This window comes from Phytopseudomonas argentinensis, from assembly GCF_900113905.1.
GTDB lineage: Bacteria > Pseudomonadota > Gammaproteobacteria > Pseudomonadales > Pseudomonadaceae > Aquipseudomonas > Aquipseudomonas argentinensis.
On record NZ_FORC01000001.1, the window covers coordinates 172055 to 190888 of the forward strand.

An 18834-nucleotide genomic window follows, 5' to 3' on the forward strand; every position below is an offset into this window, starting at 1 on the left:
CGTAACTGGGTTGCTCGGGGTCGAGCGCCGCGCGGCGACTCGGGCATGCGCGGCACCGCCCTCGATCAGCTGTCTGCAAGGTGCAAAACGAAGGACTCATAAGGCCTGAGATACAGCTGACGCCCCCGTGGTTCGCAGTCCGGGTAATTGCTGATCACCACCCGCTGTCGGCTGGCGGTATCGATCACCCGCTCAGGCAGCTCGACTTCGCACGAGGTGCCATAGAAGTTGTTCACCACCAACAGCCGTTCATGGGCGCTTTCACTTTCGCGCAGGTAGATCCACACCTGCTCATGCTCCGGCAGCAACTGGCGATAGACGCCCTGCTGGATCAGTGGCTCCTGGCGGCGCAAGCCGACCAGCTGGCGGTAGTAGTGCAGCACCGACGTAGGATCGTCGAACTGGTTGGCGACGTTTATCTGCTCGGCATTGCCAGGCACGCCGATCCAGGGTTCGGCGCTGCTGAACCCGGCGTTCGCCTCGCTGCTCCACTGCATCGGCGTGCGCCCGTTGTCGCGGGACTTCTGCATGATGGTGGCCATGATCGATGCAGGGCTTTCGCCAGCGTTGCGTTTGAGGCGGTAGATATTCAGGCTCTCGACATCACGGTATTGCTCGATGCTGTCGAAACCCGGGTTGGTCATGCCCAGCTCCTCGCCCTGATAGATAAAGGGCGTGCCCTGCAGAAAATGCAGTGCAGTAGCGAGCATCTTGGCTGAAACCACGCGGTATTCGCCGTCATCACCGAAACGTGACACCACCCGCGGCTGATCATGGTTACACCAGAACAGGGCGTTCCAGCCGCCGCCGGCCTGCATGCCGGTCTGCCAGTCGGAGAGGATGCGCTTGAGCGCCAGGAAGTCGAAATCGGCCTGCACCCACTTCTGCTGGTTGGGGTAGTCCACCTTCAGGTGGTGGAAATTGAAGGTCATCGACAACTCTTTCGAGTCTGGGCGCGAATAGCGGATGCAGTGTTCGAGCGAGGTGGACGACATCTCGCCGACGTTGATCAGATCATGGCCCTCGAACACCTCGCGGTGCATTTCCTGCAGGTACTCATGCACGTTCGGGCCGTCGGTATAGAAGCGGCGCCCGTCGCTGGCATCCTCGGGAAAGTCGGCCGGCTTGGAAATCAGGTTGATCACGTCCAGGCGGAAGCCGCCCACGCCCTTGTCGCGCCAGAAGCGCATCATCTTGAAGACTTCCTGGCGCACCTTGGGGTTGTCCCAGTTGAGGTCGGCCTGGGTGTGGTCAAACAGGTGCAGGTAGTACTGCCCGGTCTGCGCCTCGTATTCCCAGGCCGAGCCGCCGAACTTCGACTCCCAGTTGTTCGGCTGGTCGCGCCAGATGTAGAAGTCGCGGTACGGGCTGTCGAGGCTGCTGCGCGCCTGCTGAAACCACGCGTGCTCGATGGAGGTATGGTTGACCACGATATCAAGCATCAGCTTGATGCCGCGCTTGCCGGCCTCGGCGATCAGCAGCTCGCAGTCGGCCATGGTGCCGTAGCTGGGGTCGATGGCGTAGTAATCGCTGATGTCGTAGCCGTTGTCCCGCTGGGGCGAGCGCAGGAACGGCGTGAGCCACAGGTAGTCGACACCCAGCCATTGCAGGTAATCGAGCTTGGCCACCACACCGAGCAGGTCGCCGGTGGGGTTGCCGGCTTGGCTGTAAAAGCTCTTCGGGTAGATCTGGTAAATCACCGAATGCTGCCAGTCTTGCATGGCGCTATTCCTTCATCTGTTTTAGAACAACGAGCGGCACGCCATGGCGCTGCCGCTCGCCAAGCGGTGGCTCAAGCGACCCGGTAGCCGGGGCGGACGATCTTCACGCTGAGGGCGCAGGTGAGCAGGAACGGCACCGCGATGGCGATGACCATGCCCACGATGAACACCGGGATGTACTGCGGCATGATGGAAATGAACCCGGGCAGGCCGCCGACGCCGATGGCCGATGACTGCACCTTGTTCAGCGACAGGAAGATGCAGCCCATGGCCGAGCCCACCAGGGCGGCGTAGAACGGGTACTTGTAGCGCAGGTTGATGCCGAACATCGCCGGCTCGGTAATGCCGAAATAGGCGGAAATCGCCGAGGTGGACGCCATGCTCTTGTCCCGCACGTTGCGGGTCATGTAGAACACCCCGAGCGCGGCACTGCCCTGGGCCAGGTTGGACATCACGATCATCGGCCAGATGAAGGTGCCACCCTGGGTTGAGATCAATTGCAGGTCCACGCCCAGGAACATGTGGTGCATGCCGGTGATCACCAGCGGCGCGAACAGCATGCCGAAGATCGCCCCGCCGATCAGCGGCGCGAAATCGAACAGCATCACCACGCCCTCGGTGATCAGGATGCCCAGGTGGCGGGTTACCGGGCCGATCAGCGCCAGCGCCAGAACGCCGGTGATGACGATGGTGGTGATCGGCACCACCAGCAGCTGGATGGCATTGGGCACCCGGGCGCGCAGCCATTTTTCGATCACGCTCATCACATAGGCGGCCAGCAGGATCGGCAGGATCTGCCCCTGGTAACCGACCTTCTCGATCTTGAACCAGCCGAAGATATCGAAATACGGCATGCCCTGATCGCCCAGGCCGGCGACCACCTTGCCGTAGTTCCAGGCATTGAGCAGGTCGGGGTGCACCAGCATCAGGCCCAGCACGATACCGAGGATTTCACTGCCGCCGAAGCGCTTCGCCGCCGACCAGCCGACCAGTGCCGGCAGGAACACGAACGAGGTGTTGGCCATCAGGTTGATCAGACTCCATACGCCATCCAGCGACGGGTAGGCCTCCAGCAGGGTGACCCCTTCGATGAACATGCCCTTGGCGCCGATCAGGTTGTTCACCCCCATCAGCAAGCCGGCAATGATCAGCGCCGGCAGGATGGGCATGAACACGTCGGAGAGGATGCGCACCAGGCGCTGCATGCCGTTGATCTTGGCGGCGCTCCGCTGCTTGAGATCGGCGATGGTCATGGCCGCCAGGCCGGTCTGCTCACGCAGCGCGGCATAGACCTTCTCCACATCGCCAGGCCCGATCACCACCTGGTACAGGCCGCCGGTGAAGAACGAGCCCTTGACCAGATCGATCTGGTTCAAGGTCCCCACGTCGACCTTCTTGGGGTCCTTGAGGGACAGGCGCAGGCGCGTCACGCAATGGGCGGCCTGCTCGACATTATCGACGCCGCCGAGGCTCTGCAGCACGTCGCGGGCAATGGCTGAATAATCGTGACTCATGCGCTTGTTATCCTTCGAGGATTTTGTTTTTGGAGAGCGGCATAGGTAGCAACCTGACAAGACCATACTCGTACATACGAGTTAGATCAACAACTCGTATAGACCAGTTTAGCCATCTTTGCCAAGATGCCAGTTCCCGGAACGGCGCCGACCGCCGCCCTGCTCCTTCAACCATAGACAAAGCGCCACGCGCTCCCTAAGGTTTCTCGCTTGATTACGACCCGGCATCGAGCCTGCACATGAGCAAATACAGCCAGATCTACAGCGATCTGCTTGCCAGCATCACCAGCGAACGCCTCGAGCGCGGCGCCCGCCTGCCCTCGGAAACCGAGCTGATGGAGCACTACCAGACCAGCCGCGGCACCGTGCGCAAGGCCATCGAGCAATTGCAGGAACGCGGCTTCGCGCAGAAGATCCACGGCAAGGGCACCTTCGTGCTGTCGCGCGCGCCCATCGAATTCCAGCTCGGCGGCATCGTCAGCTTTCAGGAGACCTACCCCCGGCTGGGCGGCAACGTGCGCACCGAGGTGGTAGAGCTCAGCCAGCTACCGCTGGAAGGCAGCCTCTGTGAGCACATCCAGGCGGAACAAGGCACCCTGATCACCCGCATCAAACGGGTCAGGCGTATCGATGGCCGGCGAGTGATCCTGGATATCAACCACTTCGTCGCCGACCTGATCCCCGGCCTGGATCGCAGCATCGCCGAGCATTCGATTTACCAATACATCGAAAAGACCCTGCAGCTGCAGATCAGCTACTCGCAACGCACCATCGAGGCCGTCCCCCGCAGCGCGGACGACCTCAAGCATCTCGACCTGGACGACCAGAGCCATGTGATCGTCGTCAGCAACCAGACCTTTCTGCAGGATGGCCGACAGTTCGAGTACACCCAATCCCGGCATACGCTCGACAAGTTTTACTTTTCGGATGTGGCGCGGAGGTAGGGCTGCAGTGATCAGGGGAAGTAACCAGCATGGGCAAATACACCATCACCCTGCTCTCCCTGAGCTAGTCGACGCTGATCTAAGAAGCTGTAACAGCTGAGCCAACCAGCAAGGTTGCCATCTGAAAACCTGCGGGCTAGAGTGCGCGGGTCGTGGTCAATCCCGCGACCGGGTGTGACAACCTGAATGTTCGAGGACGCGGTGCGTCCAAATTGCTTAGCCGGTTTCATACCGTGCTACTGCATTTCTATGGCGGGCCGTACGGGGCAGGTTTCGGCCTGGCCGGTTCCCTCGGACGCCGGTTTGTCACCCTCGTACGGTCCGTCACCATAACCGCGTGACAACGGCGGTGGCGGCTCCTTAACTAGTTCGAGGAGCATAAGGAAAATGCGCCATCCAGCTTTTACGCCAGGGCACCACCCTGCTCGCCCCAACGGCCCACAGACCTCCACCCCGGAGGTGCCCCATGGCTAACCCACTCGGCCGTGTACTCAACTTCCCCAGACGCCCAAGCCCGATTACGGGCGCCAACTTCCAGACTCGAAGCGCACTGGCCGATGCCGACCTGCGCGCCGTGCTGTTGAACGAACTGTTCGAAGACCTCCTGCGCAAGGAACGAGACCGCCCCGATTCGCTACGGGTGCGAATGGCCTGCTTCGCTGCCCAGGAACTGCTCAACGAACTGACGGTGCTGTATCGCCGAGCAAGTTGCGAAAGCCGGGGAGGCAATCGCCATGACTAAAGGCACGACCACCACCCTGCCCGCCAACGATGGCTATCCTGGCCTACAGGTCACCTGGACAAAGGATTGCCGCCCAGCTTTTCACAACGGCATTCACGCGGCAGAACGCTGGCTCAACGGCAAGCGCAGCCACTGGCTGTGGGCTGCGCTGATTTTCGAGCGGGATGCGCTTCCGGATGAGACGGATCGGAAGGCGTTCGAAGTGGCGTTTATGAGTCGGGTTCAGCAGAGGTTGGAGGGGACGAGCTAAAACTCCACGTACCCTGCAGCCGATGCCTGCTGCGGAGGAAAAGCGCTGCGAAAACCTCGTGCTCGAAACCAGCTAATCTGGTGCAAAGGTAGTCCTTGACCCACTTAGGCGCGGAGAACAGCACCCCGCGCTGGTATTTCTAGTCGATCACCCGGCGCGCCATGCTCAGGATCTGATCCGCAGACCCAAACAGATAGCGCCCCTGTGCATCACGCACCAGCAGCATGGCGTCGACGAGGAAAAGGAAAGTTGCGACATAATGGTGCTCCAATTGCGCGGGCGGACTTACATGGCACCATTACACTGTCAGTGGTCATCGACGGCCGCTAGGACGCGGCGTGCAAGGCATGCGCAGCCCTTGACGGTGAGAACGCCATGATACGGTGAGGAAACAGATCGCCCCACTCTACCCACGCCACGGATCAGGACAAGCGGAGCGCATAGGCCCTCAACGGCCGGAGGCATCAGGGACCAAAGCAGAATAGCTGTGACTCGGCATTAGTCGCGGGGCGCAGCCTACGAGCCCAACGCGGAATGCCAGAATGCCTTCAACTAATTAAAATAGCACTTAGCGTACGCCTACCTACAGTCTGCAGCTTCACGAAGGAATCAACCTGATCAATATTTTTCACTGCGCCCTTGAAATGGAGGCAATTTGCCTCCATACATTCAGGATAACAAAGCTTGGGGGAGTGGCCAGTGGCCAGTGGCCAGTACAGAACAGCAACGCTTCCAAATCCTAGCTCTTTCTGGTGGAGGCTTTCGCGGGCTTTATACCGCCAAGATACTTGCAGACATCGAGGATCAGATAGGAGCACCGATTGCTTCAAGGTTTGATCTGATCGCAGGTACATCCATAGGCGGCATCCTAGCCTTGGCTGTCGCACTAGAAATTCCCGCTCAGAAGATGGTCGACCTCTTTGAGAAACACGGTGAAGAGATTTTCAAGCCACGGTTCAACTTGTTTGGCACTTTGCGATCGGCCTACTCTCCGGAACCATTGAAACGCCTGCTGCAAGACGAATCACTCTTTGGGCATCAGCTGCTCGGGAAATGTAAGCATCCAGTCATCGTCCCCGCCATTAACTACTCCCGCGGAGAACCCCAACTATTCAAGACGCCTCATCATCCAGACTTCATTCGTGACCACAAATTTGCCCTCGTCGACGTAGCACTCGCTACCAGCGCAGCTCCCATGTATTTTCCGCGTCACACCTTCAACAACAATCAATATGTCGATGGCGGGCTGTATGCCAACGCTCCAGGGCAACTGGCGATCCATGAAGCTCAGCAGTTCATGGGGCAGCCCATCGAGTCTATCTACGTCCTTGCAATAGGGACCATGTCTTCCAAGTTCACCGCTAACCCCGGACGCAATCGGGCCGGAGGGACCTTTGATTGGGGAGGTCTACATCCAGCCAAGACGCCAGAAAGACTATTCGGTGTTTCGATTTCGGTCTTGGAAACCCTCACGCACAAAGTTCTGGGTCACCAGCTCGCAGGCAGATACACCCACATAGATGACGCTCTTACCGATGAGGTCTCTAAAGCGGTCGCTCTCGATAAGGCGGACGTATCTGCCCGAGAGGCTCTCCTGGGAGCCGGATCGGAACGATCAAAGGCCTTTCTAGGCTCCGCTGAATCCAAGCCTTTTCTTCTACATCAGCCCAATCCACCTTTTTTTTATCATGGTCCTAATGCCGCCAAGGAGAATATGTGATGCTCAAATTCAGCAAGCTCTTTCATAAGGGCGGCGGCGATTCTGACGTTTACGAAGACCGTATCATCCCTGCGACGGAACAACGCAAATTCTTAATTAGCTGTAAAAACAAAGTGCGTGAGCATCTTAGGGCACGTATTCGGAGAGCCACAAAGGAAGAACTAGGTATGGAGCGTGTGGTCGAGCCACGCTTTCGCACTCAAGGCTCTTGGGCTTACAACACTTGCGTTATCCCTGAACGAACGCCTCCGCAAGAGATGGATTGGGATTTTGGCGTCTATCTGCCAGTGACCGTTTGGGAGGAGAACGGCCCACCACATGCCATGGCCAAAGCCTACTTCGACCTGGTGGAGTATGCACTTGAGGACTTGTGTGCCCAGGAGAATTGGCAGCTTCTTTCTGGTAAAGACACATGTATTCGAATTCAAGTGGCTAAATGGGCTCATTTAGATATTCCTTTATACGCTGCCCCCGAAGACGAGTTTGAAAAGGTTAGAGAGAGGATTGACCTGGCAGAAGCCCGCGCCGTACTGATGCGCAAAAGCGAAGGGTTAATGGATGCAGTCGCCTTCGACTTTGCCATGAATCAGATTCAGGAGCAGCAATGGGAGGATCTCGATCATGTAGTTATGGCTACTCGCAGTGGTGAGTGGAAAGCCTCTGACCCAGAGGTCGTAGCGAATTGGTTCAGAGATCGGGTTGAAGAGCATGGAGAGCAGCTGCGTAGGGTATGTCGCTATTTGAAAGCGTGGCGCGATTTTCACTGGGAATCGGGTGGGCCCACCTCGGTCTCCATCATGATCGCTGCTGCTCAGAAGTTCGAGCGCCGCCCTGGGCGTGATGACATTGCTGTAGAGGAGGCAGCCCGCTATCTCAGCCAAGCCTTTTTGGGCAATATTCACGAGGAGGGTATCGACAATGGTCAAGAAGATTTCAACCGCCTGAACGAAGAAGGACGCCGCATGGCTTCGGCACGCTTCAGGACACTCGCGACCACTATGCAAGACTCAAGACTACTGCATGAGTACCAGAAGTCTGATGTCATCCGGCGGCTTCGCGGGCAGTTCGGCAAGCGCATTCCTGATGATATCAACTTGGTCGAACTGGACGCTAATGCCGACACTATCCGGAATACAGCACCTTTGCGGGTCGCGCCTCCGGTAGTTCCATCCACTAAGGCCGGCTGACCTGCATGTCAAAGCTGGGAGAATCTCTACGAGCACTTAGAACCAGAGGATTTACCCCGGTCGCTGCTCGTAGCGCAGCACGCTCATTTAAAGGCGTGCTGGCCTGTAAGAAAGGAGAGATTAGCGTCAAGCTAACAATTTACGACTGGAACTTCCTTAGCTACCCTCATATTCAGGTTCTTGAGCGACAGGATTTTCTTCCGGAGCTGATGCCACACGTAGATGTCGCGGGTAATTTATGCTACTTCGCCCCAGGCTCGGTAACACTTGATCGATATAATCCAGCTACAGCTATTCTTCAATGTCTTGACCAAGCCACCGCGATTCTTGATCGAATTTCTCTAGATCCGCACTATCGCGTCGAAGATATTCAAAACGAATTTCCCGCTCACTGGGAATACGGCCAATTATCACTTCCATGGCAGGTTCTTCTGGGCGAGATAAAACCAAACACCATTAAAGCGAGTTACTTCATCCTTGAAATAGGGGATAAAAAACAAGCCCTCATTTCCAATACTCCTGGCGAAGCGACCAGATTAGCTGGTGCTTTAGGAGCGAATTTCAAGCCATCACATTTCCAATGCTGGATACTTAGAACAAAGAGCTTGCCAGCCGTACCCCAGAAAATGCCAACCACGATAAAAGAGCTATTCGACTGGATAAAAATTTGGGATCATGATCTATATGGTAAAGTACAGAATATCTTGAGCCAACGGGACTATCTCAAGCAGTCTTATATGCCCTTTGCCATTGAAACCCCAGTTGGCTGGCTCGGCTTTGGGTTTGACCTAGACCGGATACGACGAGAGGCCTATAGCAGAGACCCCAAAAAATACAGACAATATCTCCATATGAAAGGGGGTAGCCAGGGCCTTTTTCGGATGGCTATCAAAGAGGTAAGCGCCCGCTTCGTCCATAGTAGAAATCTCAGTTACGAAGATCTCCAGAACAAACGCGTCACTGTAGTTGGATGCGGTGCTATTGGATCTTTTGTTGCTCAAGCGCTGGTACGACTAGGGGCAGGCACTGGCGAGCGAGGCATCCTCAAGATCATTGACTCAGACAAGCTTGGACCAGAGAACTTAGGTAGACATGCACTTGGTTTTCCTTCGCTGTTTCGTCACAAAACAGAGGCCCTTCAGGAAGAACTGTTACGACAATTCCCTCATGGCAAGATTATTGGAATTGCAAGCAGCGCTTTCGAGTACAAACAATTGTTTGATGCGGACCTCATCATTGATGCGACCGGCGAGGAAGCGGTCAGTGAACTGTTAAATGGGCTTCGACTAGCTCGTAGCTCCGAGGTCCCCGTACTTCATATCTGGATACGTGGAAACGGTGAGGCGGTCCAGGCGTTATGGACGGATTCTACTGGAGGCGCATGCTACCGTTGCTTGACGATCCCAGACCCAAACCATCATCGGAAGGAGCGATTTGAACTCCTGAAAAATGCCCCGGTCCTGCGTACAGATGGCTGTCGTGCATTCACTCCCTATGCGGTTTCCTCGCCTCTACACGCCTCTGCATTAGCGATCGACATGATTTGCTCGTGGTTGCAGGGATCGCCATCGCCGAAGTTTCGAACAAGGAGCGTTGAAGGAGCTGACCTTTACAAACTAAGGAATCATGATCCTTCCAAATTGAAGAGCTGCCCCGCATGCGACCCCACTTAATCTGGGAAGTGCCCCAAAAACCGCTCACAAAAATACTCGTTGAATCTTCTCCACTGGAAGCAATGGACTTATATCGACAAAATGCGCCTCACAAGCCTGAAGCCGGGGGAATAATCCTAGGCTATCGCCGAGATACTCACCTACATGTCACGCAGGTGACCATCCCACAAGTTGATGACAAACGCCATCGGTACGGCTTCCACCGATCTGCGCAGCACCATCAACAGGTTGCTCTTAAAGCATGGCACGCAAGCGGGAAGACTATGGACTACCTAGGTGACTGGCATACTCATCCCGAGCTACATCCCTCTCCGTCCGGGCTCGATCTGAACGAATGGAAGAAGATATGCAGCCAACGAAAAAGCCCAATGCTATTCATGATTCTTGGTGTAAGAGGCGACCTCTGGGTGGGGCTGGGGGACTCGCGAGAAATCACCCGCTGCGTCGCGTCAAAAAACTAACCAAACTTATGCTCTCTGAAGTTCGAATCTTCCCTGAGTATTTCTACTAGTAAAATAGTTCCCACGCAGGCCATGAGAGTGGCCTTCAAAAAATTTCAGTATCGCTGCCCCTTCATAAGAGCCTGCCGACAGGTCATGCCCCCCTTTAGGAACAACTCTATAGACATAATACAGAATCGGCCGCCCTGATTCTGGATCTTTTTTTGGCTGAACGACCAAAGTCTCCGAATCCGACCCATCCGATTGAACCTCGATGCTAAAAGAGACGAAGCTCTGTTTAATTACTGCACTAGCCTCAACCTCACCTCCACCATCTACTCCTGACCAGTGAATAGTCATTCGCCATCTACCATTAAGATCTGGAAACAAAACAGAGCCGAGCAGAGGAATTTTTCTCCATAGCCACCGCCAACCAACATGAGCAAGGCCTAGTAAAATCAGGTCGTATATAGATGCTAAAATCATAACCGCCCTGTACGGATTAGCATCAGAAAACTGCGCTTTCTCTAACGTGTATATAGCAGCAATCGCACCAAAACCGAACAACACCAATACAACACTCATCATTTTAAGTGGAGAGATCAGATTGAACATCTAAGGATTCTCATAGTAAATTCTTTTCCCGAGCTTGAACACCGCCACACCTGCTGTATGCGTAACTATCCCTGTGCATTCAACACCCGGAATTGTCGAGCCAAATAATGCGGCAAAATATCTCCCTCCAAATTTTCCCTCAACATCTACATTAAGAGAAAGATCTATGGGAGGCGAGAAGTATTGAGCAGCCGCAAACAGCACTAAATCACGAGAAAGCAAGTGAAACCCATCATGTAGCTCACATTCAAATGTTGATATTTTTAATATTTGCTCCAAGGCACCATGCCCACCCGGAACAAGAACCGAAGGCCTCATAGGAAATACTGGCAATAGAATCTCTGGATCACACACAATTAATCCTACACCAGAAAAATTGCTGCTGGCTGCACGTTTTACGCTCTGTAAGAGCTGGATAAATTCAGCAACCATCATAGAGGCCTTTAGTTATAGAACGGTACAACATGAGAAACCCTCCACATCGCCATAAATCGCTCCGGCTTTCCTAGACACTTTCCAAAAGCTGAAAATAGCGCTTTTCAAAATCCGCTGGCGATAGCTGTAGCACTGCTCTGCCGGTGGTTAGCGTTATAAAACATCTCAATGCAATAGAACACATCAGCGCGTGCTTCTTCCTGGAAGTCCCTACCCAATCTGATGATTTTCTACGTTTTCCCGCAAAACTCCCTCGGATGGAAAGCCGGCAAAACCGCCTGAGCATGGGCCTTATAGGCTCTACTGTGTCATGTGGAGCCCGCCTAGTCATACCGCATCGTCGAGATGTGATCCGTGCCAAGCGACTGGCGCACCGCTTCCATCTCATCGGCTCAGCAACCAGATAAACATTGACTTCTTATTTTTTTGCATGTTGAATGCGCCCCCTTATTTCCACCCCCTCTCTCAAGTGGTGAACGAAGTGCCCTGCTCCAGCCAACAAGCCTGATACCGACGACGGTCCATCGTGCCTGATGGCTGCCTGCGCACTTGCGTGGCCGCTTCCCACATTTTGCCGCCTGAACCCTTGTCGTCGGTTTTCCCAATTGCAATGGAGAAAACCCATGAACATGGATTTCCGCGCCTATGCGCAAACCCTCGAGCTACACAAATACCCACGCACGCCCCACCTGGAGAGCTCTCGCCTGCAGCCGGGCGATACCGATAGCGATCAAGTCTGTTATGCCTCGCTGAGCGGGCAGTGGCTGGTCGTCGAGGAGAAACTGGACGGCGCCAATGCCGGCATCAGTTTCTCCGCGGCCGGTGAACTGCTGCTGCAATCGCGTGGCCACTACCTGACCGGTGGCGGTCGCGAGCGCCAGTTCAACCTGTTCAAGCAGTGGGCCGTGGCTCACGAGGACTGGTTGCTGAGCCGCCTTGAAGACCGCTACGTGCTGTTCGGCGAGTGGATGCACAAGAAGCACTCGGTGTTCTACGACCGCCTGCCGCACTTCTTCTGCGAGTTCGACATCTGGGATCGGGCCCATGGCCTGTTCCTCTCGACCGCCGCCCGGCGCCAGCTGCTGCGTGACGGCCCGGTGCTGTCGGTGCCGGTGCTTCATGAAGGGCTGGCGCCAGCGCGGCTCAAGGATCTGCTCGAGCTGCTCGGCGATTCCCTGGCCAAGTCGCCGGCATGGCGCAGCGCGTTCGAAGCCACGGTGCAGCGCGAAGGCCTGGACCTGGAACGGGCCTGGCGGCAGTGCGACAAGTCGACGGTGATGGAAGGCCTGTACCTGAAGCTCGAAGACGAGAAACAAACCAACGGACGCCTCAAGTGGGTTCGCCAGGACTTCGTCCAGGCGATCCTCGATGCGGACCAGCATCATGCGAACCAGCCGTTCATTCCCAACCTGCTGGCCGACGGGGTAGACCTCTACGCCCCTCGCCTGTCGATGGACTGGAATGGTCGGCGGCCTGGTTATTGAAGGAGAACAACAAAATGGACATTCAACAACTGCAAGGCCTGGTTCCAGAACCGGGCCAGCACTTCGACGCAAAGGCGTGCCTGGAGGCGATTCCGGCCCTGCTCCGCCTGGCCAGCACACCCCAGGATCCGTACTACCACGCCGAGGGCGATGTGTGGATTCACACCTGCATGGTGGTCGAGGCCTTGCTCGCGCAACCGCGCTACCAACAGGCAACCGAGGAGCAGCGCCTGGTGCTGTTCCTGGCCGCGCTGCTGCACGACATCTCGAAGCCGGACACCACGGTGATCGATACCGAAACCGGGCGCATCGGCCAGCCCGGACACTCGCGCCGCGGCGCCGTGGATGCACGGCTGCTGCTGTGGCGGGCAGGCCTGCCCTTCGAGTTGCGCGAGCAGGTCTGCCGGATCATCTCGGTGCACCAGTTGCCGTTCTTCGCGCTGTCGGGCAACCGCAGCGGGCAGAGCCCGGAGTTCATCCTGCACAAGCTGTCGTGGGAGCTGCCGGTATGGATGCTCTGCGCGGTCGCGGAAGCGGACATGCAGGGGCGCACCTACGTGGGCAAGCAGGCCGTCCTCGACGAGATCGAGCTATTTCGCGAGCTGGCCGATGAGGAAGGCTGCCTGTACGGGCCACGGGCGTTCGTCGATGACTACACCCGTATCCAGTACTTCCGAGGTGCGCGGGTGCATCCCGACTACCCGCTGCATGAGCCGGAGGGCTCGCACGTGGTCATGCTGTCCGGCATGCCGGCCAGTGGCAAGAACACCTGGGTGGCCAAGCACCACCCTGACCTGCCGGTGATCTCCTTCGACGACGCCCGCGAAGCCCTGGGCCTGCGCCACGGCGAGAACGAAGGCGCCGCCGCGCACTTCGCCATCGACCGGGCCAAGTCATTGCTGCGCGAGAAACAGCCCTTTGTCTGGAACTCCACGCACCTGTCGGCGCAGATGCGCAAGAAGACCCTCGACCTGCTGTACGCCTACCAGGCCAGGGTGCAGATCCAGTATCTGGAGATGCCCGAGAAGGAGATCTACCGGCGTAACAGCCGGCGCGACACCAGCCTGCGTAACGAGGATATCCGCCGCATGCTGTTCAAGTGGGAGGTGCCGCTGCCAAGCGAGGCGCATCAGGTTCACTACCATAGCGAATCGGCTGCGCTATAGATGAGGCGCGGCACCCCGGCATTTCATGGCTAGTTTTGCACGGTCTGCCGTAACTGGCCGACCGCGCTCACTACCCGCTGAGCCTCTACGCGGATCTCCTCCATTACGTTTCCTGCCTGCCCCGCAAGACTGACGCCCTCCCTCACTTTGTCCTGGCTTCGCGACATACCCGCCACGGCACTTTGAGTGAGGTTCTGGTTCAGTTGCACGACTTCGTTGATCTCCAGGGTGGCCTGGCTCGTTCGAGATGCCAAGCTGCGAACTTCATCCGCTACGACCGCAAAGCCTCTTCCAAGCTCGCCTGCTCTTGCCGCCTCGATCGCTGCGTTAAGGGCGAGCAAATTGGTCTGGTCGGCGATGCCTCTGATGACCTGCACGATGCTACCAATGCGTTCGGATTGAGTGCTCAGCGCACTCATGTGCTCGGAGACTTGCTCCAGTTCCTCGGAAATCCCCTGAACGAGCTGCATGGTCTCTTCAACGGTACCCGCTCCCTTTACCGAGCTTTCATCGGTTTGCTGAGCGATCTCGAACGCCAGTTGTGCCGCCGCCGACTCTGCCTCTCGTCGTTCTGCCTGCTCGGTGATATCGCTTGCGAACTTGACCACACCGTACAGCTTGCCGGCAGCATTGAAGAGCGGGTTATAAGTGGCTCTAAGCCAGATGACACGGCCATTTTTTGCAACGCGCTTGAAAATCTCATGGACATATTCGCCCTGATTCAAGCGCTGCCAGAAGCGGTTATAGCCGTCGCTGTTGGCCTCGGCCGGTTCGCAAAATAGGCGGTGGTGCTTTCCACGGATCTCCTCCATCCGATAGCCCATGGTGGCCAGGAAATTTTCGTTTGCTTCAAGCACGTGACCGCCAAGATCGAATTCGATCACTGCCATCGAACGATCAATGGCTTTGAGCATGCTCGCGTGCTTGTTTTCGATTTGCACCTGTCTGGTTATGTCCGCGGCGACCTTGATGACGCTGACCACCTGCCCCGCGGCGTCACAGACGGGCATGTAGGTTGCTTCGAGCCAGATTTCGCGCCCGTCTTTGGTAACCCGCATAAACCGGTTGCTGAAACTTTCACCTTGCGAAAGGCGCTTCCAGAATTGCGAATAGTCCGGGCTGCTGACCAGCGCTTGAGGGCAAAACATCCGATGATGCTGACCGACCACCTCTTCGAGGCGATAGCCCACGACGTTTAGAAACGCCGGGTTTGCCTCCAGGATCTTGCCCTCGGGCGTGAACTCGATCATCGCCATGCCGCTGCGTATCGCTGCCAGTTTCTGGTCGCAATTTTCAAACCTTTTTTTGTATTCGTGCAATTCAGTACGGATGTGTGAACCGAACATGATGGCCTCAACGCAGTGACTGGAGGGGGGATCGCCCCTGATCTTGGTATCGTCCAAAGACAACTAAAGATAAGGGCTTGCCGATAAATATTTTCCGCGCTGAGAAGACGCCTCGGTAGCGAGGCGTTCACTGACAACCCTTGGCCGAAAGCCGCTCCTGACAACCGGCGCCAATCGCCAAGGGCAGCTTTCGAGATTGGCCAGCAAAGGGCCCAATGGGTCAGCTTTCTGCGGCGATGAACCTCAGGCCCACGCCCGGCTCGGTGGCCAGCCAGCGAGGGGCCGCGGCGTTGTCTCCCAGACGCTGGCGCAGTTTGCCCACCAGCACCCGCACGTAGTGCAGGTCGTCGTCGTGAGTCTTGCCCCAGATTTCCCGCAGTATCTGCGGCTGGGTCACCACGCGCCCGCTGTTCCTCACCAGTAGCGCGAGCAACGCGTACTCCTTGCGGGCCAATTGTAGGCGCTCACCGCGCAACAGCACCTCACGGCGGGCGAGATCGATATGCAGGTCGCCGTCGTCGTAGATGATCGCTTCGTTGCGCTCGGTGCTGGCCTGGCGCAGCAGCACACGGATGCGCGCCATCAACTCCTGGGTGCCGAAGGGCTTGGTCACGTAGTCGTTGGCGCCTGCATCGAGGGCCGCGACCTTTTCCGTTTCGGCGCCACGCACGGTGAGCATGATCACCGGCACGCTGCTCCACTCGCGCAGTTGCTGAAGAACGCGATGGCCATCCATATCAGGCAGGCCGATATCGAGCAGCACCAGGTCAGCGCCCTGCTCCGCCAGGCTGAGCAGGCCACGGGTGCCGTCCTCGGCCTGCTGCACCTCGTAGCCCTGGGCGCGCAGGCTGATGTCGAGCAGGCGCCTGATCTGCGGCTCGTCGTCGATGATCAGGATGCGTGCGCAGCTGGAGGCAGCCTCAATCACGGTCATCACGCACCTCTGTCGATTGGTCCGGTTCGAGCAGCGGGATGCTCAGGCGGATCAGCGTACCCTGCCCGCCTTCGCCGGAAAACGCGCTGACGCTGCCACCGTGGGCGCCGATCATGCCCTGGGCGATGGTCAGCCCCAGGCCGGTTCCCTGCTTGCCGCAGTCGCCGCGCTCGATGCTGTAGAACATATCGAAGATGCGCTCACGTTCCTCTTCGGCAATCCCCGGACCGCGGTCCTGAACGTCCAGCTGCAGGTAGCCGTCGACCTCCCGGGCGAACACTTGGATGCTCTCGCCTGGGGGCGAGAACTTGGCAGCGTTCTCCAGCACGTTGAACAGGCTCTGTTCGACCAGTGCCGGATGCACCCACAGCGGCGGCAGATCCGCGTCCAGCTGCAGCTCGACCAGCACCTGCGGCCGATAGCGGCGCAGCCGGCCGGTCGCCGAGCCCACCAGTTCGTCGACACCGATCCAGCTGCGGTGCAGGGTCAGGCCCTCGTGACCCAGGCGGGTCATGTCCAGCAGGTTCTGGATGTAACGATCGAGGCGCTCGCCTTCCTGCTGGATCGTTTGCAAGAGGCTGAGACGATCCTCCTCGCTCATCGCCGCCGAATAGCTGATCAGGCTGCCGGCAGAACCCAGCATGGCAGCCAATGGCGAGCGCAGGTCGTGGGAAACCGACGAGAGCAATGCCGAGCGCAGGCGTTCGGTTTCATTGCTGACCCGCGCGGTTTCCAGCTCCGCGACCAGCGTGGTGCGCAGCGCCGCCTGGGCGATGTCCGTGCAGATCGCTTCAGCCAGGCGACGGTTTTCGGCGCTCAGTTGCCGTTGCTGGGTGTTTTCCTGCAAACCGACGACACCGATGACCCGATCGTTGCCCAGCAGCGGCAGGAACCACCAGGCGGCGCCGGCCAGGGTTTGCGTATGGCGGCCGGCCGGTTGCCCATGGCTCATGGCCCAATCGGCAGCGGCCCTATCCAACTGGGCGAGCTGCAAGCCGGATGGGGAGCTCTGGGAGGCGCCCACCTGCAACATGGCCGTCGCCCCGAAGGCGCGCTCCAGGGTGTTACGCCCGGCCTGCAGCACCTGCTCCAGGTCGGCAGCCGCGCTCAACTGTCGCCCCAGGTGCTGCAGTACCGACGCCTGGGTGTTCGCCGCGCGCAAGGTCAGCACCTGCATGCGCAGTTGCGAGGCGAGCCGCCCGGCCACCAGCGCGGTGAGCAGGAACAAGACGACCGTGGTGATGCCCCAGGGCGCGGCGATGATCAGGGTGTAGCGAGGGTCGATGAAGAAGAAGTTGTAGGCCAGAAAACACAGGATGGCCGCCAGGATCGCGGCCGACATGCGGGTGCGGGCCGCCACCAGGACCACCGCCACGATGAAGATCATCGACAGGTCGGTCAGGCCGACCCACTGCTCCGCCAGCCAGGCGAAGCCCGTCGCTGCCGAGGCGCAAAGGCTGGCGTACAGCGCGTCCCGGCAGGACAGCCAGCGTGCCGGAGCACGGTGGCGCCAGCCTGCTCGCGACTGCGCGCGGGCGTGCGGGGAACTCAGGATCACCAGTTCGTAATGGGCGCCATGCTGCAGCAGGCGCTGGGTCAGGGTGCGGTTGAACATGCGGGCGATGGGGCGCTCGCGGCTGCGCCCGACCACCAGGGTGGAAACCCCGTCGTGGGCGGCATGGTCGAGCAAGGTATCGGCGATGTTGTTGCCATGCAGCACCTGGGTATCGGCGCCCAGACTGCGCGCCAGGGCGAAGGCGCGGTCCAGTTCGGTTTGCCTGGCCGGGTCGATACGCCCGGCGCGCTGTACGGTGACCACGCTCCAGGGCGCATCCCGGCGTTCGGCAAGACGCCGTCCGGCACGCACCAGGTATTCCGAGTTGCCGCTGCCGTCGATGGCGATCAGCACCCGCCGACGCAGGGCCAGACCGCTGATGCCCTGGGCCGTGTGAGCCTCGCGCAGGTGATCCTCGATATGGTCAGCTGCGGTCTGCATGGCCAGTTCGCGCAGCGCCGCCAGGTTGGGCGCCGAGAAAAAGCGTTGCAGCGCCTGTTCGGCCATGTCCGGCAGGTAGATCTTGCCCTGGTGCAGGCGCTCGATCAGCTCGCCCGGCGGCAGGTCGACCAGGCGGATATCGCGCAGCCGGTCGAGCACCGCATCGGGCACCGTTTCGCTGACCCGGATGCCGGTGATGCGGTGCACGATGTCGTTAAGGCTTTCCAGGTGCTGGATGTTCACCGTGCTGTAGACGTCGATGCCCTTGTCCAGCAGTTCCAGAACGTCCTGCCAGCGCCGTTCGTGGCGGCTGCCGGGTGCGTTGCGATGGGCCAGTTCGTCGACCAGCACGATACGGGGCTGGCGCTGCACGATGGCGTCCAGGTCCATCTCGTCGAGCCGGTGGCCCTGGTAGTCGATCTGCCGGCGCGGGATCAGCTCATGGCCGTCGAGCAGTGCGGCCGTTTCACTGCGGCCATGGGTTTCCACCACGCCGATCACCAGGTCGACACCTTGCCGGCGCAGCTCCCGGGCGCGGGACAGCATGGCGTAGGTCTTGCCCACGCCAGGCGCCGCGCCGAGAAACAGGGTCAGGTGGCCGCTGTTCTGGCGGCGCAGTTCACCCGCCAGGGCATCGGCACGTGCTTCACGGTTTTCCTGCATGGCC

At 58.5% G+C, this 18834-nt stretch carries 16 protein-coding genes and 1 pseudogene; 9 read left to right on the forward strand and 8 right to left on the reverse strand.

What is annotated here, in order from left to right; translation table 11 throughout:
• Positions 1-65: 65 nt before the first annotated feature.
• Together treC and treP are read right to left on the reverse strand one after the other, a co-directional pair.
• Positions 66-1721, reverse strand: coding sequence for an alpha,alpha-phosphotrehalase (gene treC, locus BM154_RS00685; RefSeq protein ID WP_074879683.1), 1656 nt, complete (start codon positions 1719-1721; stop codon positions 66-68).
• Positions 1722-1792: 71 nt separating this feature from the next.
• The gene (treP, locus tag BM154_RS00690; RefSeq protein WP_074879686.1) at positions 1793-3235 is read right to left on the reverse strand and encodes a PTS system trehalose-specific EIIBC component; all 1443 of its coding nucleotides are present in this window, start codon (positions 3233-3235) and stop codon (positions 1793-1795) included.
• 239 nt (positions 3236-3474) lie between these two features.
• Between treP and treR the strand changes: the two genes are divergently transcribed.
• The 7 genes from treR to BM154_RS24625 all read left to right on the forward strand — a co-directional run bounded on the left by treR (position 3475) and on the right by BM154_RS24625 (position 10212).
• A complete protein-coding gene (treR, locus tag BM154_RS00695) occupies positions 3475-4179 on the forward strand; it encodes a trehalose operon repressor (RefSeq protein WP_074879689.1) in 705 nt (234 codons plus the stop codon).
• 466 nt (positions 4180-4645) lie between these two features.
• Positions 4646-4921 carry a hypothetical protein gene (locus BM154_RS00700; RefSeq protein WP_074879692.1) on the forward strand — a complete coding sequence of 92 codons (276 nt, stop codon included), beginning with the start codon at positions 4646-4648 and terminating at the stop codon, positions 4919-4921.
• Positions 4914-5171 (forward strand): LasR-specific antiactivator QslA, encoded by a 258-nt coding sequence (locus BM154_RS00705; protein ID WP_074879694.1) that lies wholly within the window; start codon positions 4914-4916, stop codon positions 5169-5171. The genes BM154_RS00700 and BM154_RS00705 overlap by 8 nt, the downstream gene beginning before the upstream one ends.
• A 655-nt stretch (positions 5172-5826) precedes the next feature.
• Complete coding sequence (locus BM154_RS00715; RefSeq protein ID WP_208609407.1) at positions 5827-6891, forward strand: CBASS cGAMP-activated phospholipase; 1065 nt, start codon at positions 5827-5829, stop codon at positions 6889-6891.
• Positions 6891-8078 (forward strand): CBASS cGAMP synthase, encoded by a 1188-nt coding sequence (locus BM154_RS00720; protein WP_074879700.1) that lies wholly within the window; start codon positions 6891-6893, stop codon positions 8076-8078. The genes BM154_RS00715 and BM154_RS00720 overlap by 1 nt, the downstream gene beginning before the upstream one ends.
• 5 nt (positions 8079-8083) lie before the next feature.
• Complete coding sequence (locus BM154_RS23515; protein WP_083414413.1) at positions 8084-9751, forward strand: ThiF family adenylyltransferase; 1668 nt, start codon at positions 8084-8086, stop codon at positions 9749-9751.
• 62 nt (positions 9752-9813) lie between these two features.
• Positions 9814-10212: a Mov34/MPN/PAD-1 family protein gene (locus BM154_RS24625; protein WP_425272825.1), complete on the forward strand. Its 399-nt coding sequence runs from the start codon at positions 9814-9816 to the stop codon at positions 10210-10212.
• Positions 10213-10218: 6 nt separating this feature from the next.
• Here the strand turns inward: BM154_RS24625 and BM154_RS23625 are convergent, their stop codons facing one another.
• The 3 genes and pseudogenes from BM154_RS23625 to BM154_RS24630 form a co-directional block, all read right to left on the reverse strand.
• The gene (locus BM154_RS23625; RefSeq protein ID WP_074879709.1) at positions 10219-10806 is read right to left on the reverse strand and encodes a Cap15 family cyclic dinucleotide receptor domain-containing protein; all 588 of its coding nucleotides are present in this window, start codon (positions 10804-10806) and stop codon (positions 10219-10221) included.
• A complete protein-coding gene (locus tag BM154_RS23630; RefSeq protein WP_139225361.1) occupies positions 10807-11241 on the reverse strand; it encodes a hypothetical protein in 435 nt (144 codons plus the stop codon).
• Positions 11242-11311: 70 nt separating this feature from the next.
• A pseudogene (locus BM154_RS24630) lies at positions 11312-11438 on the reverse strand (IS3 family transposase); the annotation flags it as partial.
• Positions 11439-11864: 426 nt separating this feature from the next.
• Here BM154_RS24630 and BM154_RS00740 point away from each other — a divergent pair.
• Complete coding sequence (locus tag BM154_RS00740; protein WP_074879712.1) at positions 11865-12725, forward strand: RNA ligase family protein; 861 nt, start codon at positions 11865-11867, stop codon at positions 12723-12725.
• A gap of 14 nt (positions 12726-12739) precedes the next feature.
• Positions 12740-13891, forward strand: a complete 1152-nt coding sequence (locus BM154_RS00745; RefSeq protein ID WP_074879714.1) for an AAA family ATPase — start codon at positions 12740-12742, stop codon at positions 13889-13891.
• 29 nt (positions 13892-13920) lie between these two features.
• Here BM154_RS00745 and BM154_RS00750 read toward each other — a convergent pair whose 3' ends face one another.
• The 3 genes from BM154_RS00750 to BM154_RS00760 form a co-directional block, all read right to left on the reverse strand.
• Positions 13921-15237, reverse strand: coding sequence for a methyl-accepting chemotaxis protein (locus BM154_RS00750; protein ID WP_074879717.1), 1317 nt, complete (start codon positions 15235-15237; stop codon positions 13921-13923).
• A 220-nt stretch (positions 15238-15457) separates the two neighbouring features.
• Positions 15458-16171, reverse strand: a complete 714-nt coding sequence (locus tag BM154_RS00755) for a response regulator (protein WP_074879719.1) — start codon at positions 16169-16171, stop codon at positions 15458-15460.
• Entirely contained in the window at positions 16158-18830 is a 2673-nt protein-coding gene (locus BM154_RS00760) for a sensor histidine kinase (protein ID WP_074879721.1), read from the reverse strand. Before BM154_RS00760 ends, BM154_RS00755 begins: the two co-directional genes overlap by 14 nt.
• Positions 18831-18834: the final 4 nt, after the last annotated feature.

What these genes read in the sequence shown, in the direction of transcription:
- BM154_RS23515 (WP_083414413.1), top strand. Translation starts at nt 8,084, where the DNA reads ATGTCAAAGCTGGGAGAATCTCTACGAGCACTTAGAACCAGAGGATTT.
- BM154_RS00760 (WP_074879721.1), bottom strand. Translation starts at nt 18,830, where the DNA reads ATGCAGGAAAACCGTGAAGCACGTGCCGATGCCCTGGCGGGTGAACTG.
- treR (WP_074879689.1), top strand. Translation starts at nt 3,475, where the DNA reads ATGAGCAAATACAGCCAGATCTACAGCGATCTGCTTGCCAGCATCACC.
- BM154_RS00740 (WP_074879712.1), top strand. Translation starts at nt 11,865, where the DNA reads ATGAACATGGATTTCCGCGCCTATGCGCAAACCCTCGAGCTACACAAA.
- treP (WP_074879686.1), bottom strand. Translation starts at nt 3,235, where the DNA reads ATGAGTCACGATTATTCAGCCATTGCCCGCGACGTGCTGCAGAGCCTC.
- BM154_RS23630 (WP_139225361.1), bottom strand. Translation starts at nt 11,241, where the DNA reads ATGATGGTTGCTGAATTTATCCAGCTCTTACAGAGCGTAAAACGTGCA.
- BM154_RS23625 (WP_074879709.1), bottom strand. Translation starts at nt 10,806, where the DNA reads ATGTTCAATCTGATCTCTCCACTTAAAATGATGAGTGTTGTATTGGTG.
- treC (WP_074879683.1), bottom strand. Translation starts at nt 1,721, where the DNA reads ATGCAAGACTGGCAGCATTCGGTGATTTACCAGATCTACCCGAAGAGC.
- BM154_RS00720 (WP_074879700.1), top strand. Translation starts at nt 6,891, where the DNA reads ATGCTCAAATTCAGCAAGCTCTTTCATAAGGGCGGCGGCGATTCTGAC.
- BM154_RS00750 (WP_074879717.1), bottom strand. Translation starts at nt 15,237, where the DNA reads ATGTTCGGTTCACACATCCGTACTGAATTGCACGAATACAAAAAAAGG.
- BM154_RS00745 (WP_074879714.1), top strand. Translation starts at nt 12,740, where the DNA reads ATGGACATTCAACAACTGCAAGGCCTGGTTCCAGAACCGGGCCAGCAC.
- BM154_RS00700 (WP_074879692.1), top strand. Translation starts at nt 4,646, where the DNA reads ATGGCTAACCCACTCGGCCGTGTACTCAACTTCCCCAGACGCCCAAGC.
- BM154_RS24625 (WP_425272825.1), top strand. Translation starts at nt 9,814, where the DNA reads ATGGACTTATATCGACAAAATGCGCCTCACAAGCCTGAAGCCGGGGGA.
- BM154_RS00705 (WP_074879694.1), top strand. Translation starts at nt 4,914, where the DNA reads ATGACTAAAGGCACGACCACCACCCTGCCCGCCAACGATGGCTATCCT.
- BM154_RS00755 (WP_074879719.1), bottom strand. Translation starts at nt 16,171, where the DNA reads ATGACCGTGATTGAGGCTGCCTCCAGCTGCGCACGCATCCTGATCATC.